Below are 15,893 nucleotides of genomic sequence, written 5' to 3' on the forward strand. Positions count from 1 at the left end.
ACTCAAATCCCTCATAAACAACACGAAAGAAAAGAGCCTCACTATTAGCAGCAAGGCTCTTTTTTATCTTCAATATGCTAGCCTTTTGAATAAAAACTAGTAATAAACTTCATATTACTACTTATTATCCATTAGCAAGTAAGTAATCCATTTATTTTCAAAACGAATTTTTTCTTATTCTACAGAGAAGATGAAAGAATACACCGGTTGGTTTCCAGCATGTACTTCTACTTCTGCATCTTCAAAATTCTCTTCTACAAACTCAACTAATTCAGCTACTTCTTCATCAGTTGCATCTTCACCTTGTAGAATCGTTACGATTTCAGAATCTTCATCAATTAGTGCTTCTAGTAATTGCTTCGCAGCTCCTACTTTTTCAGCATTTGTTGATACGATTTTTCCATCTGCGATACACATGAAATCATCTTTTTGAATTGCCACACCATCAATTTCCGTATCACGTACAGCATACGTAATTTGACCTGTTTTCACATGAGATAAAGCTTCTTTCATGTTTTCTTCATTTTCCTCTAGCGTTCCAACTGGATTAAATGCTAACATTGCAGCCATACCTTGAGGAACTGTTTTTGAACGAACTACAATCACTTCTTGATCCACAACTGACGCTGCTTGTTCTGCTGCCATTACGATATTCCCGTTGTTCGGTAAAATAATGATTTTTTCAGCGTTTGCTTCTTCAATCGCCTTCACGATATCCTCAGTACTTGGATTCATCGTTTGGCCACCTTCGATAACTTTCGTCGCGCCAATGCTTTCAAATAAAGTTTTAATACCAGATCCCATAGCTACAGTTACGATACCATATGGTTGTTTCTCTTTAGGCTGGCTAGTTGGCTCAGGCATCATAGCAGGCTCATCTAATAAAGCGGTATGCTGTTCACGCATATTCTCTACTTTAATCTTGATTAAACTACCGTAACGTTGTCCGTAGTTCATAGCGTCTCCAGGATGTTCTGCATGAATATGAACTTTTACAATTTCATCATCAGATACAACTAGTAGTGAATCACCATACACACTAATATCTTCACGGAATTTTTGTTCAGAGAAATTATGTTCTTTCACTTTATCAGCTTCTAATTTCACCATGAACTCCGTACAATATCCATACTTAATATCTTCTGTACTCAATTGGCTTTGTACACTACGGTGATGTTCTGCGCGCACCATTTCATTCATAGATGGTTGGGCAGGTGCATCAGAAGAAATCGTTTCTCCTTTTAAGTCAGCTAAAAACCCTTCGTAAACTACTACAAGACCTTTACCACCGCTATCTACAACGCCAACTTGTTTTAATACAGGTAATAAATCTGGCGTACGATTTAACGATGCATTTGCTTCTTTCACAACGTCTTCCATAAACAAAACAAAGTCGCGCTGTTTTTTCGCAACTGTTACTGCATATTTACCCGTTTCTCTTGCAACCGTTAAAATCGTTCCTTCAATCGGTTTCATAACCGCTTTGTAAGCCGCCTCTACTCCAGCTTCTAAAGCTGCAGCAAAATCAACTGTTGTTAATTCTTCTTTTTGTTCAATGGATTTCGAGAAACCACGGAACAACTGAGATAAAATAACTCCAGAGTTACCACGAGCTCCCATTAATAATCCTTTGGCTAAACTTACGCCGACTTTACCAGCATGTTGTGAAGGATTTGCTTTCACTTCACGTGCGCCTGAAGTCATAGATAAGTTCATGTTTGTACCGGTATCGCCATCTGGAACTGGAAATACGTTTAATGCATCAACAAGCTGAACATTATTCGTTAAATTATTCGCTCCTTGAATGATCATTTGTGATAAACGTTTTCCATCAATTTTTTGAATTGACACAGATTTTCCTCCTTAATGCACATTACAAGTTTATTACTTTAACTCCTTGTACGTAGATGTTTACAGAATCTACTGCTAGTCCTACAGTTTGATCTAATGTATATTTCACTTTCGTCTGCACGTTATGTGCTACTTCTGAAATTTTCGTACCATAGCTCACAATAATATACATATCAATATGTACTTCATCTTCATCTTTACGAACAATAACACCTCTAGTGAAATTTTCTTTTCGTAAAATGTCTGTTAATCCATCTTTTAACTGATTTTTTGATGCCATACCTACGATACCGTAGCAATCTACCGCGGCACCTCCAGCAATTGTTGCAATTACATCTGTACTAATATCAATTTGACCGTACTTCGTTTTAATTTCAATTGACATCTCGTTTTCCCCCTTCATAAATGGTGAAAGTGAGTTAGACTACTTTAGTTACTATCATATAATCTTTTTAAAGAAAATTCCATCGTTCTTTCTTTTTCACTCTCATATTTTATGTTGAAAACTACACTTTTTTATGATGAGCAAAATAGTCCATTGTTATTATACAACATGTATCACTATAATATGTCAAGCAATTTTTCTTGATTTCAACTTTTCTTCATTGACATATAGTGTCAAGTAATTTTTCTTGATTTCTTTTTTCTACAGTGTTGCATTCTCTTTTTAGTTGTGTTAAATTATAGTAGTGTTTTTAGCATCGCATAAAAGACTAACATTGAAAAATTACGTATGGTAAGGTATCAAGGGAGGGAAATATAAATGGCTCGTGTTTGTGCTATTACTGGAAGAAAAGCTCGTTCTGGTAACTCTCGTTCTCACGCAATGAACGCTACAAAACGTAAGTGGGGCGCTAACCTTCAAAAAGTTCGCGTACGCATCGACGGAAAAGTTCAACGTGTTTACGTTTCTGCTAGAGCATTAAAATCTGGCAAAATCGAACGTGTTTAATAATAAAAAAAAGAGCCGCTAGGCTCTTTTTTTACTATACCAATGGAAAAAGCACCGGTAATAGGTGCTTTTTTTAATCTTTTTTGAAGGTATTTAACATGGCACGAACAATTCCACCAAGAAATTTAGGTAACTTAATTGTATAAAATCTCATGGTTTCCCTCCTAATCCCCATTACTCCACTTGGTCACTATATGATGTAAGGAGCAAAATTGTTTCTTTAATCAGTGCTTCTTATCACCATTAATATGCCAGAAGTAAATGAAAAAGTACCTTTTTCCTCAACGAGTTCATTACTAATACAAAGTGTGGATCCCCACTCTATTTTTTTATTCGTCAGAGGATATTTAAAACCAAGTAATGTAATCCCTTCCACTATTTCAGTAACAGGCACAAAAGATACATAAGGGAAATTTTTATTTTCTTCAATTATATGTGTACCTACTCTTTTTACACTTATTTCATTTTGATTGTCTACAATACACATCTCTATTCCTACTTCTAATCCTTTTAAAAGCATTTGTATATTCGCTAAACCGTGATCAAGTCTTCCGCCAGTAGCACCAAAAATACGAATGAGTGCCGGCTTTTGTTCTAACGCCCAGTTAATCGCAATTTCTAAATCTGTTTGATCTTTTTCACGAGGAACAATATGTAAATCATTTGTTTGTTGCCCCATCCATGCTAATTCTTCTTCAGTAACCGAGTCATAATCTCCAAACGCAACAGCAGGAGTAATACCTCTTTTTAATAAACGATATACTCCTCTATCAACTGCCGCCCACACTACTTTCTCATTTTCATATGAAGAAAAATCTGCACAATATTCCGCGGGTCCTCCCGCTAAAATATGAATAATCATGTTTCCTTCCCCTTCTATTGTAAAAAGGCAATCTGCCATTCGGTAGATTGCCTTTTTATATATTTTTTCTCTACCCTTTATAAATAGTGAAAACTTACTACACTAGAAGATTCACTGGGATAAAGACTCGTTCATTCATTATCCACGAATGACACGAATTGCTTCACCGCGGTCTTTTTGATTGTATACCGCTGACCCAGCTACAAGTACATTTGCTCCTGCTTCTACACAAAGTCTTGCTGTTTCAGCGTTTACACCACCATCAACTTCAATTTCTACTTCTAGATTGCGATCTTTAACCATTTCTGCAACTTGTTTAATTTTCGGTAATACAGAATGGATAAATTTCTGTCCACCAAATCCAGGGTTTACTGTCATAAGTAATACCATATCAATATCTTCTAATACATGCTCAATCACTGAAACTGGCGTATGCGGATTTAATACAACTCCTGCTTTAATGCCATGAGATTTAATTAACTGAATTGTACGATGTAAATGAGGGCACGCCTCTACATGAACAGTAATAATATCCGCTCCCGCTTTTGCGAAAGTCGGGATATAGTTATCAGGATTTTCAATCATTAAATGTACATCTAACGGTAACGATGTGATCGGACGAATTGCTTCTACAATTAATGGTCCAATCGTAATATTTGGTACGAAATGTCCATCCATTACATCGACGTGAATGTAATCCGCTCCGCCTTTTTCTACATCTTTAATCTCTTCCCCTAATTTTGAAAAATCTGCTGATAAGATTGATGGTGCAATTTTAATCATAACTAATACCTCGGCTTTCTCTCTCTAATTTCTTCTACAAATTGTTTGTAATTCTTATAACGATATTCTGTAATCTTCCCCTCTTCAACCGCAGCCTTCACAGCACATTTCGGTTCAGAAAGATGTGTACACCCTCTAAATTTACAGTATTGGCTCGCTTCTTTCAACTCTGGAAAACAATATGTAAGATCTTCTACCTCTATATCTATGAAATCGAGTGAACTAAAACCAGGTGTATCTGCAACTAGTCCGCTTCCAATCGCAATTAATTCTACGTGTCTTGTCGTATGTTTCCCGCGTCCTAAATGTGAGGAAATATCATTCGTTTTTAGTTCTAATTCTGGACGTAAGACGTTAAGCATAGAAGATTTTCCAACACCAGATTGCCCCGCAACAACGGAAACACAACCTTCTAAGAACGGTTTTAAAATATCAATACTTTCCGATGTATTTATAGAAGTAAATAATACATCATATCCCATCTCACGATAATCATTTGCATAAGATTCAACAGTTTCTCTCATTTTTTCATCCACTAAATCCATCTTACTAATGCAAATAATCGGCTTAATGTTATGATATTCAATCAGCACTAAAAATCGATCTAACAGCCCCGGATTAAAATCTGGTTCTACTGCTGAAAAAACAAGAATTGCTTGATCAACATTAGCAATAGGAGGCCTGACAAGTTCATTTTTTCGATCAAATACTTCAAGCACGTATCCTTCACTTGGATTATCAGCCTGAAAAACAACTTGGTCTCCTACCAGTGGTGTAATTTTATTTTTTCTAAACACACCACGCCCGCGACATTGTGTAATCCCTTCTTCATGCTGCACATAATAAAATCCACTTAGAGCTTTTACAATTTTTCCTTCTGGCATATAATTCTCCTTTATTCTGTATAAAGTGAAGCTGTAATTCATATTGAATGGATTATCATTCTTTAAATAAAGATTTCAAAACCCGTCATATATACACATTAATATATTTAATCTACCATCAAATTTAAAATATTATTTATAACAGTATCACTTTTATATCTTTTTGAATCATATATTTTTGCCTGTTATACAGTCCACTATATGTAGACAGCATAACAGGCAGAAGTAATACATTCCATTCTCTTTGGAGATAAAATGGAATTCATTATTATTGAGTTGGGTATGGTACTTCTTTGTCGATAATCGTTACACCATCTCGTACAATTTTATAATGTCCTTTTGTACCTTCTTGAATTACAAATTCTAATGAAATAGTTGCCGACTCTGAAATTGTTCTAGTTTCAATTGGTCTATCCATTTTTTGTTGCATATCTTCTTTATAAATTTCTATCGTTTGCGGTTTTTTCTCACCTATTATAGAAGACTCATACGGAATAGAAATATTATCCACTTTCACTGTTTTCGTTACTTTCGGCTTAGGACCATCTGAAATAACAATCGTCACTTTATCTCCTTCTTTTAACGGCGTTCCCGGTTTTGGAGATTGCGAAATTACAAGTCCTTTATCAACAGTATCAGAATACTCTCGTTTTATATCTGGAGTTAGTTTCCTCTCATTCAAATAACCATTGACACTATTTTCAGTCCATCCTGAAAAATCACCTGGTCTAATTTGATAAGGACCTTTACTTACCCAAATTTTCAGGTCTTGTTCCGCCTCTACTACCATTTGATCCGACGTCGGAATTTGCTCAACGATTTCACCTTTTGGTCTATCATTTTCAATATAATTTATTGTAACTTGTTTATATTTTTCTTCTAATTCAGACCTTATGCTCTCAAAATCTTTTCCTGTGAAATCAATCATCTTACTTTTCTTTTTCCCACCTGATTGATAGATAGTAATTTTAGAGTTTTCTTTCACGACTCTTCCTGCCACAGGGTCTGTTTTTATAACATCACCGGTTTCAACATCATCTGTATATACAATATTAGGTTCCGTAACCTCAAAACCCTTTTCAACTAATGTATTTACTGCGGTCGTATATTTCATACCAGCCACATCAGGGACTTTTACATCTTTTGGAATAAAGAATCCTGGAATAACAGTAAGGGCTAACGTTATTCCGATCGCTAAAAGTAAAAATGTTATAATTAAAACTTTGAGCCATTTATTACTTCGTTTTTTCTTCTTATTTAAACCCTCATCTTCTTTTCTTGCCTGTTCATCCACTTTACTTCCTTGTAAAACAATTGTTTCATCAGTTACATTTTCGAATAATTGTTCCTGTTGAATAACCGGAATCGCTTTTGTCGCTTCCATATCTTCCGGTATGTAAAATGGCTGCTCATTTATCCTCTCTGGATATAGCGCAGTTTCAATATCTCGTTTCATCGCATTAGCAGATTGATATCGATGAAACGGATCTTTCGCAGTTGCCTTTAATATAATATTTTCTACACTTTGCGGAATACTTTCATTCCATCTTTTTGGAGACGGAATTTCACTTTGTAAATGTTTTAAAGCTATAGCAACAGCAGATTCGCCAGAAAATGGTTGTCTTCCTGTTAACAATTCAAACATAACAATCCCTAGGGAATAAATATCTGATTGTTTATTTGCTATCCCGCCACGTGCTTGTTCTGGTGATAAATAATGCACCGAACCGAGTACTGAATTTGTATGTGTAATTGTTGTTGCACTTGTAGCTGTCGCAATTCCAAAATCTGTTACTTTTATTACTCCATCAGCTCGAATTAAAATATTGTGCGGTTTAATATCGCGGTGCACAATTTCAAAATGATGGGCGTGTGCCATGGCGGATGTTAACTGCTCCATAATATCAAGAGCTTCTCCTATCGGTAACATTCCTTGCTCAATTATGTATTGCTTCAATGTTTGTCCTGGTACATACTCCATTACAAGATAATATATACCATCTTCTTCTCCGACATCATACATATTCACAATATTTGGATGCGACAACGTTGTAACAGACTGCGCTTCTCGATGGAAACGTTTAATAAACTCTTCGTTATTTGAATAGTCGAGTCTTAATATTTTCACCGCTACATCTCGGCCTAGTATATCATCATGAGCTAAATAAACATTGGCCATTCCACCGCCACCAATCATTTTCAGTAGCTTATAACGGTCATTTAAGCGTTTTCCAATCAGCACGTTGCACTTCACCTACTTTCGTTTGTCGAACCCGCATAATCAATGAGAACAAGGGTGATATTATCTTCCCCGCCACGATCATTCGCCAATTGAATGAGACGTTGTCCCTTAGTTTCTAGCTGTTCATTTAACTGTAAAACTTGTTGCATATCAGCAATAGAAACTTTGTTAGATAGTCCATCAGAGCAAAGAAGTAACTGATCATCTTCCTCTAGCACCAATGTTTTCACATCTAATCCGACTTTCTCTTCTGTTCCTAATGCCCTTAACAAAACATTCTTTTTCGGGTGATATTCTGCGTCTTCTTTTGAAATTTCACCATGTCTCACAAGTTCATTAACAAGTGAGTGATCTTCCGTTACAAGCGAGATTTCCCCCTCTGATACCATATAACAACGACTATCTCCTATATGACCTATCGTCACAAAATTTGGTGTACAAATCGCTATTATAAGTGTTGTTCCCATACCATTACATTCTACATGTTGCTTAGAGTATTCATATATACGCTCATTAATAATCCCCACGCTAGTATGTAACCACTCTTCTACTTTTTTTGGCTCGTTCATATTATGCGTTTGCTTCCAATAATCATGGAATAATTGAATGGTCATCGAGCTAGCTACATCACCAGCTCGATGACCTCCCATTCCATCTGCTACTACCGCTAAAATATTTCCATCTAAATTGTGAAAAACTCCTGCACTATCTTCATTATGTTGACGAACTTTTCCTTTATCTGATAGAAACACGGCTTTCATCTCGTCACCTCGTCTCTTCTTTGCGCTCCTTCGCACGCAACTGACCGCAGGCTGCATCAATATCATGACCTTGTTCACGGCGAATCGTTACATTTACTCCACGATCTTTTAACGTTTTTTCAAATAAGAAAATTTGTTCACGTGGCGTACGTACATAATCACGTTCAGGTACGTAGTTTACCGGAATTAAGTTCACATGACATTTTACACCTTTCAAGAGCGCAGCAAGCTCTTCAGCGTGCTCAACTTGGTCATTTTCGCCTCCAAATAGTCCATATTCAAAAGTAATACGACGCCCTGTTCTATTTACATAGTATTTAATAGCTTCCATCAAATCTGGTAGCTTATAAGCACGGTTAATCGGCATTAATTTTGAACGTAATTCTGAGTTTGGAGCATGCAGTGAAATCGCAAAATTAATTTGTAAATCTTCTTCAGCGAACTTATAAATTTTCGGGATGATTCCACTTGTCGAAACTGTCATATGTCTCGCACCAATATGAAGTCCTTTTTCATGATTAATGATGCGTAAGAATCCCATTAAATTATCATAGTTATCAAATGGTTCTCCAATTCCCATAACGACAAGAGAACTTACACGTTCTTCTGATTCATCAAGTGCACGTTGCACTTCTACTACTTGTGCTACAATTTCTCCAGCTTCTAAGTTTCGCTTTAAACCGCCAAGCGTTGAAGCACAGAACGTACACCCAATACGACAACCTACTTGTGTTGTTACACAAATGGAATTTCCATATTCATGTCGCATTAATACCGTTTCAATAGAATATCCATCATATAATTGGAATAAGAATTTAATTGTTCCATCCGAAGACGTTTGTTTTACTAACGTATTTAAAGTAGTAATATCAAAGGAATTCGACAATTTTTCACGCAATCCTTTAGAAAGGTTTGACATATCCTCATAATTTTTTACACGTTTTTTATATAACCAATCAAAAATTTGTCCAGCACGGAACTTTGGTTCTCCTTGCTCCTTTAACCAATCTTGCATTTCATGAAGTTGTAAAGAGTAAATTGATGGTTTTTTCGTTTCTAAATTTTTCTTTTGTTTTCTCACAGTCGTTTCCACGATGCTACACCTTCTTCCTTAAACAAGCAATATAAAAGCCATCTGTTGCAAAATAATGCGGTAAAATTTGTACTTGACCTTCATCAATATACGGACTTAACTTTTCTGGCATACGCTCTTTTATCGTAGTATCCCACTCGAACTCAGGATGCTCTTGTAAAAATCGTTCTATTACTTGTTCATTTTCTATTTTCTCAATTGTACACGTACTATAAACAAGGCGACCACCTTGTTTTAATAACGGTGCGATTTTTTCTAGTATTGCAAGTTGAATCGTTGATAGTCTTTCACTATCGCCTTTATCTTTACCTAACTTAATATCAGGCTTACGTCTAATTACACCAAATCCAGAACATGGGGCATCTACTAATATTTTATCAAACGTTTCATTTGCAAAGTGTTCTTGTACTTTTCTAGCATCTAATGCCTTTGTTTCGACATTTCCTAGACCAAGTCGCTCTGCTTGTTGTTTAATTAAACGTACTTTGTGTGCATGTAAATCAAGGGACATGACTTGACCAGTTCCTTTTAATCGCTCTGCAATATGCGTTGTTTTTCCACCTGGAGCAGCACAACTATCAAGAACTACATCTCCCTCATCTGGTTCTAAGGCACGTGCTACCAGCATAGAACTTTCATCTTGAATAGAAAGAAAACCTTTTTTAAACGCATCTGTGTGCGCTACATTTCCTTTTTCAATTTGAATTGCATCATCTGATAAATCGCCACGCTTCGCTTCTATACCTTCACTAGCTAATAATGTAATTGCTTCTTCTACTGTTATTTTATCAACATTTACACGCGCTGTTGGTACAGGCGGTAACATGTTCACTTCGCACATTTTCTCTGCAGTTTCTAAACCATATTCTGAAGCCCATTCTTGGACAAGCCAAACTGGATGACTTGTTGCAGTTGCCAAGCGTTCTACCGGATCTTTGATTTCATCTACAGAAGGTACACCTTCTCTTTGAATCGAACGTAATACACCGTTCACCATACCAGCAATTCCTTTATGCCCACGGCGCTTTGCAATCTCAACGGCTTCATGAATAGCCGCTCTTTCTGGTACTCGGTCTAAATAGATCATTTGATATAACGATAAACGAAGCAATACCCTTACCCATGCCTCAACCTTCTTTTTTAAAAAAGGTTGTAAATAATAATCTAATGTATCACGACGTTGAATTGTTCCATATACAATTTCAGTTAATAAACCAATATCTTTTCTATCAATTGTACTTTTTTCAATTAGATTATTTAAAAGTAAGTTACTGTATGCACCACTTTTTTCTACTTGAATTAAACCATCAAGAGCTAATTCACGAACATTTTGTCTCATGCATTTTCTCCTAACTTCGTTCCAATCTCAGGTTTTGTGCCACGTAAAAATTGCTCACAACTCATACGCTTTTTACCAGAAGGTTGCAATTCTGTAATTTTAACACCCGTTTCATTACCAGTTGCTACAACGAAACCATCTTCTTCGATCGCAACAATCGTACCTGCTTCAGCTGATTTCGTTACAGGTACTTTTTCTCCCCACCATACTTTAACAACTTGTCCTGCTAAAGTTGTATAAGCAACTGGCCATGGATTCAATCCGCGAATGTGATTGTATACTTCTTCACCTGTTTTTGTCCAATCAATTTTCTCTTGCTCACGTTTTATATTATATGCAAACGTTACTTCTTCCTCGTTTTGTTTAATTGGTTCTAACTTACCTTGAATTAGTAAAGGTACTGTTTTAGATAAAAGATGTGCCCCTGCTTCACTTAACTTATCAAATAACGAGCCTGTCGTTTCACGCTCTTCAATTTCCACTTCTACTTGCGTTAAAATATCACCAGCATCCAATTTTTCTACCATATACATAATTGTAATACCTGTTTTTTCTTTCCCTTCCATAATTGCATAATGGATTGGTGCACCACCACGAAGTTCAGGAAGTAAAGAAGCGTGGACGTTAATACATCCATACTTCGGTGCTTCTAAAATTTCATTTGGTACAATTTGACCGAACGCAGCTGTTACAATTAAATCCGGCTCTAATGCCAATACTTTTTCATATTCGTCTTTTTCACGGATTCTTAACGGTTGTAACACTGGAATACCATGTTTTTCTGCTTCCACTTTAACAGGTGTAGGTGTTAATACTTTCTTTCTGCCTACCGGACGATCTGGTTGCGTCACAACACCTATTACATCATAGCCATCTTCAATAAGACGACGAAGCACCGGCACTGAAAAGTCCGGTGTTCCCATAAATACTACTTTTATCATTTAAAAACCGCTCCTTTTACTACCTATTCTAATTCGTTTTCCTCATAATATCTTGTCACTTTCGATGTAAATAACACACCGTGTAAATGATCGATTTCATGTTGAATTGCACGCGCTAAAAACCCTTCTGCTTCTAGTAAAAATACTTTGCCTCGACGATTTTGCGCACGCACTTTAATATAATCCGCACGTTCCACTTCACCATAAAGTCCCGGGAAGCTTAAACAGCCTTCGGGACCTACTTGTTCACCACGTTTTTCTAATATCGATGGATTGATTAACTCAATTTTCCCAGTATCATCACCGATATCAACTACCGCCACTTGCAAGCTTACCCCTACTTGAGGCGCAGCTAAACCGACTCCGTCCGCAATTAACATTGTTTCATGCATATCTTTCAACAATTTCACTAACTTTTTATCAAAGTTAATTACTCTTTCACACGGTGTTTCTAACACTTCATTTGGATGCTTTACTATTTCTAAAACTGCCATATTTCCCTCCGCTACATTAACATTGTTGGATTAAAATCAATTGAGATTTGTAGCTCTTTTTGCATTTCTGCTTGATAATGTTCATTTACCATTTTGAGCACGTTCTTTAAGTTTGGTTCCCGTTTGTATTTTATCATGCATTGATAACGATATCTATCTTTTATCCTTGGAATTGCTGAAGCAACCGGTCCTAACACCATCGTTTGCTGCGAACATTGCGTCCGTAAATGACCGACAATTTTTTCCGTCACTTGTACTGCCTTTAATAATTCTGGATGAGATACCGTCACAAGTACAACATAGTAATAAGGTGGGTATTGTCTCGTTCGCCTCATTTGCATTTCTTGATCAAAAAACACATCATATTGTTGGTTCTTTGCTAACTCTATACTATAATGTTCTGGCGTATACGTTTGAATTATAACTTCCCCTGGCAATTCATGTCGGCCTGCTCGTCCACTTACTTGCGTCAATAACTGATAAGTCTTTTCACTCGCCCGGAAATCAGGTAAATGAAGCATCGTATCAGCAGTTAAAACACCAACAAGCGTTACTTTCGGAAAATCTAACCCTTTTGCAATCATTTGTGTTCCAAGTAATATATCTGCTTTTTCTTCCCCGAACGCCTTTAATAATTTCTCATGCATCCCTTTACGACTCGTCGTATCTACATCCATTCGAATGACTCGTGCCTCTGGAAATAGTTTTGTAATTTCTTCTTCTACCTTTTGCGTACCTGTACCAAAGAAACGAATGTATGTACTTTGACAAGCAGGACACGCAGTCGGCATATTTTCTTCGTAACTGCAATAATGGCATTTTAAACGATGATTCATTTTATGATATGTCAGCGAGATATCACAATGCGGACATTGTACAACATACCCGCAATCACGGCACATAACAAATGTAGAATGACCTCTTCTATTTAAAAAGAGCACCATTTGTTCTTTCTTTTCTAACCGATCTGCTATTTTTTCATGCAGTGCCTTTGAAAACATGGAGCGATTCCCGTCACGAAGTTCTTCACGCATATCAACAATCTCTACTGTCGGTAAAGCTTGTTCGTTCATACGTTTTTCCATCGTCAGTAATTCATACACACCTTTTTTCGCTCTTGCAAACGATTCAAGCGTCGGTGTTGCACTACCAAGAACGATAGGGCATTTATGATATTGTCCTCTCCACACAGCTACATCCCTTGCATGATACCTCGGATTATCTTCTTGCTTGTAGCTCGATTCATGTTCCTCATCAATAATAATAATCCCTAAATTTTCAAAAGGAGCAAATACAGCTGAACGTGCACCAACTACGACTTTCACTTCTTTTCTTAAAATCTTACGCCATTCATCATATTTTTCTCCAACAGACAGCGCACTATGAAGAACTGCAACTTGTGAGCCAAATCTACCTTTAAAACGATCTACCATCTGAGGCGTTAGTGCAATTTCAGGAACAAGTACAATAGCTTCTTTTCCTTTCTCGAGCACCGCTGCTATAGATTGTAAATATACTTCTGTTTTTCCGCTTCCTGTAACACCATATAGTAAAAATGGATTGTAAGTTTCATTTGTAATTGATGATAAAATCGGTGTAATAACTTGCTTTTGTTCCTCAGTAAGTGGGAATGGTTTCGTTTGTTCAAAATCGTCATCGTCATACGGATTTCGGTACACTTCCACATACTTTTCTGAGAGTAGTCCCTTTTTAACAAGTGCTTTAATTGGAGCATCTGTTATTTGTAACTCTTCTGTTATTACTTTCAACGGTACACTTTTATAATTTTCCACAAAATAATAGAGGACATCTTGTTGTTTTTTACTTTTCAGTTCAAATGCTGCTAATTCTAATTTATCTTCTGGCAACTCCGGTTGAACGACTCTTTGTTTTTTCTTTTGTACTTTATCTTTTACTTGATAAACAACTTCAATCGTACCATGTTTAATTTCTTGTTGAATCGTGCGGTATAGCTGTGGCTGCGTCTCAATCGCTTCCCAATCTATCGCTTCTTTGTCCTGAAATAAAAACAGTAGTTCAGGTGCTACTTCTTCTTGTTTACGAAGTTGTAGACGTTTTTTATATGTTGCTTTTATCGCCGTTGGAAGCATAACTTGAAAAGCTGAAATCATATAACATAACGTTTCACTTGTAAGCCAATACCCTAGCTTTAACAACTCTTCATTTAAAACGGGTGTTACATCTAAAATTTCATGAATTGTCTTTAACTTCTTACTTTCTACTTCAACCGAATCTTTAATCCCAATAATAAAACCTTGCAATTTCCTTGGGCCAAACGGAACTACTACACGCATGCCTGTCTGGACAATATCTTCCCATTTTTTAGGGATAATATAATCAAATGGTCGATCTGTCTGACGTGCAGGTACATCAACAATTACACTTGCAAATTTCATAGACGATCATCTTCTAACATCATTTCAATTTGCTTTAATATTTCACGAGCAACCTCTTTCTTCGTTAAAAGTGGCAACTCTATAACTTCTCCATCTTTTCTATACATTGTTACAATGTTCGTATCTGTACCAAATCCAGCTCCTTGCGCCTTTACGTCGTTTGCAACAATCATATTCGCATTTTTCTCACGTAATTTTTTCGTTGCATATTCCTCTACGTTTGTCGTTTCAGCCGCAAAACCGACAAGTAACTGTTTGTCTTTCATCTCACCTAACGTTTTTAAAATATCTACTGTTCTCTCAAGTTCAATTACAGCATCGCCATTTTTCTTTTTCATTTTATTATCATGAACGTATTTCGGGCGATAATCTGCAACTGCTGCTGTTTTAATAACAACATCTACGTCTTCATAATGTTGAATAACCGCCTCTAACATATCTTGTGCAGATTCCACTTGCACCGTAGTTACATGTAATGGTGGATGTAATGCTGTCGGTCCCGAAACGAGTATAACATCAGCACCTAAGTTCGCTGCCACTTCCGCAATCGCATATCCCATTTTTCCAGAAGAAAAATTGGTCATAAAACGAACTGGATCAATCTTTTCACGTGTTGGACCAGCAGTTATTAATATTCTTTTTCCATGCAATGGTTTTTGTTCTGAAAAAGCCTCTTCTAACCGTGCGATAATCGCTTCAGGTTCTTCTAATCTTCCTTTCGCTACATAACCACACGCTAAAAAACCTTCTCCGGGCTCAATAAATGTATATCCTAACGTTTTTAACGTCATCATATTTTTTTGAACAATTTTATTTTCATACATATGCACATTCATAGCAGGTGCAATCCACACTGGGGCTGTAGTAGCTAACAAAGTAGTTGTAATCATATCATCTGCAATACCGTTAGCTAACTTTCCAATACAATTGGCTGTAGCAGGTGCAACAAGTACAACATCTGCCCAATCTGCTAAATCGATATGAGCAATAACAGCTGAGTCTTTCTCATCGAATGTATCCGTATATACATCATGGCGAGAAAGCGCTTGGAATGTAAGAGGTGTAACAAATTTCATTGCCGACTCACTCATCATTACTTTTACAATAGCACCAGATTGTGTCAATTTACTCGTTAACGCAGCCGCTTTAAAGACCGCAATGCCTCCTGTTACACATAAAAGTATCTTTTTCCCTTTTAGCATATGGCTCGTCCTCTTTCTTTTTCAAACTTATAATACTGAAACAAGATTATCAGCTCATCAGTATCAATATTT

At 36.5% G+C, this 15,893-nt stretch carries 15 protein-coding genes; 1 reads left to right on the forward strand and 14 read right to left on the reverse strand.

Annotated features, from left to right (window positions below; genetic code table 11):
• Positions 1-174: 174 nt before the first annotated feature.
• Entirely contained in the window at positions 175-1,851 is a 1,677-nt protein-coding gene (locus MR147_RS15495) for a DAK2 domain-containing protein (protein ID WP_000027110.1), read from the reverse strand.
• 22 nt (positions 1,852-1,873) lie between these two features.
• Positions 1,874-2,236, reverse strand: a complete 363-nt coding sequence (locus MR147_RS15500) for an Asp23/Gls24 family envelope stress response protein (RefSeq protein WP_000021109.1) — start codon at positions 2,234-2,236, stop codon at positions 1,874-1,876.
• Between the two features lie 378 nt (positions 2,237-2,614).
• Between MR147_RS15500 and rpmB the strand changes: the two genes are divergently transcribed.
• The gene (rpmB, locus tag MR147_RS15505) at positions 2,615-2,803 is read left to right on the forward strand and encodes a 50S ribosomal protein L28 (protein ID WP_000124776.1); all 189 of its coding nucleotides are present in this window, start codon (positions 2,615-2,617) and stop codon (positions 2,801-2,803) included.
• Positions 2,804-2,876: 73 nt separating this feature from the next.
• On the opposite strand, the gene spoVM is transcribed toward rpmB, so the two are convergent.
• The 12 genes from spoVM to coaBC all read right to left on the reverse strand — a co-directional run bounded on the left by spoVM (position 2,877) and on the right by coaBC (position 15,821).
• Positions 2,877-2,957 carry a stage V sporulation protein SpoVM gene (gene spoVM / locus MR147_RS15510; RefSeq protein WP_001213599.1) on the reverse strand — a complete coding sequence of 27 codons (81 nt, stop codon included), beginning with the start codon at positions 2,955-2,957 and terminating at the stop codon, positions 2,877-2,879.
• Between the two features lie 66 nt (positions 2,958-3,023).
• The gene (locus MR147_RS15515; protein WP_001998094.1) at positions 3,024-3,704 is read right to left on the reverse strand and encodes a thiamine diphosphokinase; all 681 of its coding nucleotides are present in this window, start codon (positions 3,702-3,704) and stop codon (positions 3,024-3,026) included.
• Between the two features lie 99 nt (positions 3,705-3,803).
• Positions 3,804-4,448: a ribulose-phosphate 3-epimerase gene (gene rpe / locus MR147_RS15520; RefSeq protein ID WP_074606254.1), complete on the reverse strand. Its 645-nt coding sequence runs from the start codon at positions 4,446-4,448 to the stop codon at positions 3,804-3,806.
• A 2-nt stretch (positions 4,449-4,450) separates the two neighbouring features.
• The gene (gene rsgA / locus MR147_RS15525) at positions 4,451-5,332 is read right to left on the reverse strand and encodes a ribosome small subunit-dependent GTPase A (RefSeq protein ID WP_001113936.1); all 882 of its coding nucleotides are present in this window, start codon (positions 5,330-5,332) and stop codon (positions 4,451-4,453) included.
• A gap of 268 nt (positions 5,333-5,600) precedes the next feature.
• Entirely contained in the window at positions 5,601-7,574 is a 1,974-nt protein-coding gene (prkC, locus tag MR147_RS15530) for a serine/threonine protein kinase PrkC (protein WP_074606255.1), read from the reverse strand.
• Positions 7,575-7,582: 8 nt separating this feature from the next.
• Positions 7,583-8,335 carry a Stp1/IreP family PP2C-type Ser/Thr phosphatase gene (locus MR147_RS15535; RefSeq protein WP_000648696.1) on the reverse strand — a complete coding sequence of 251 codons (753 nt, stop codon included), beginning with the start codon at positions 8,333-8,335 and terminating at the stop codon, positions 7,583-7,585.
• 4 nt (positions 8,336-8,339) lie between these two features.
• Positions 8,340-9,428: a dual-specificity RNA methyltransferase RlmN gene (rlmN, locus tag MR147_RS15540; RefSeq protein ID WP_000450543.1), complete on the reverse strand. Its 1,089-nt coding sequence runs from the start codon at positions 9,426-9,428 to the stop codon at positions 8,340-8,342.
• 4 nt (positions 9,429-9,432) lie between these two features.
• On the reverse strand, positions 9,433-10,767 hold the full coding sequence (rsmB, locus tag MR147_RS15545; RefSeq protein ID WP_074606259.1) for a 16S rRNA (cytosine(967)-C(5))-methyltransferase RsmB: 1,335 nt from the start codon (positions 10,765-10,767) through the stop codon (positions 9,433-9,435).
• A complete protein-coding gene (gene fmt, locus MR147_RS15550; RefSeq protein WP_000598789.1) occupies positions 10,764-11,708 on the reverse strand; it encodes a methionyl-tRNA formyltransferase in 945 nt (314 codons plus the stop codon). Before fmt ends, rsmB begins: the two co-directional genes overlap by 4 nt.
• 23 nt (positions 11,709-11,731) lie before the next feature.
• Positions 11,732-12,202 carry a peptide deformylase gene (gene def / locus MR147_RS15555; RefSeq protein ID WP_000279468.1) on the reverse strand — a complete coding sequence of 157 codons (471 nt, stop codon included), beginning with the start codon at positions 12,200-12,202 and terminating at the stop codon, positions 11,732-11,734.
• Between the two features lie 11 nt (positions 12,203-12,213).
• Positions 12,214-14,619 carry a primosomal protein N' gene (priA, locus tag MR147_RS15560; RefSeq protein ID WP_242304504.1) on the reverse strand — a complete coding sequence of 802 codons (2,406 nt, stop codon included), beginning with the start codon at positions 14,617-14,619 and terminating at the stop codon, positions 12,214-12,216.
• Positions 14,616-15,821, reverse strand: a complete 1,206-nt coding sequence (gene coaBC / locus MR147_RS15565; protein ID WP_076871121.1) for a bifunctional phosphopantothenoylcysteine decarboxylase/phosphopantothenate--cysteine ligase CoaBC — start codon at positions 15,819-15,821, stop codon at positions 14,616-14,618. Before coaBC ends, priA begins: the two co-directional genes overlap by 4 nt.
• Positions 15,822-15,893 lie beyond the last annotated feature (72 nt).

Source organism: Bacillus cereus group sp. BfR-BA-01350, from assembly GCF_022663775.1.
In the GTDB taxonomy this organism is placed as follows: Bacteria; Bacillota; Bacilli; order Bacillales; family Bacillaceae_G; genus Bacillus_A; species Bacillus_A paranthracis.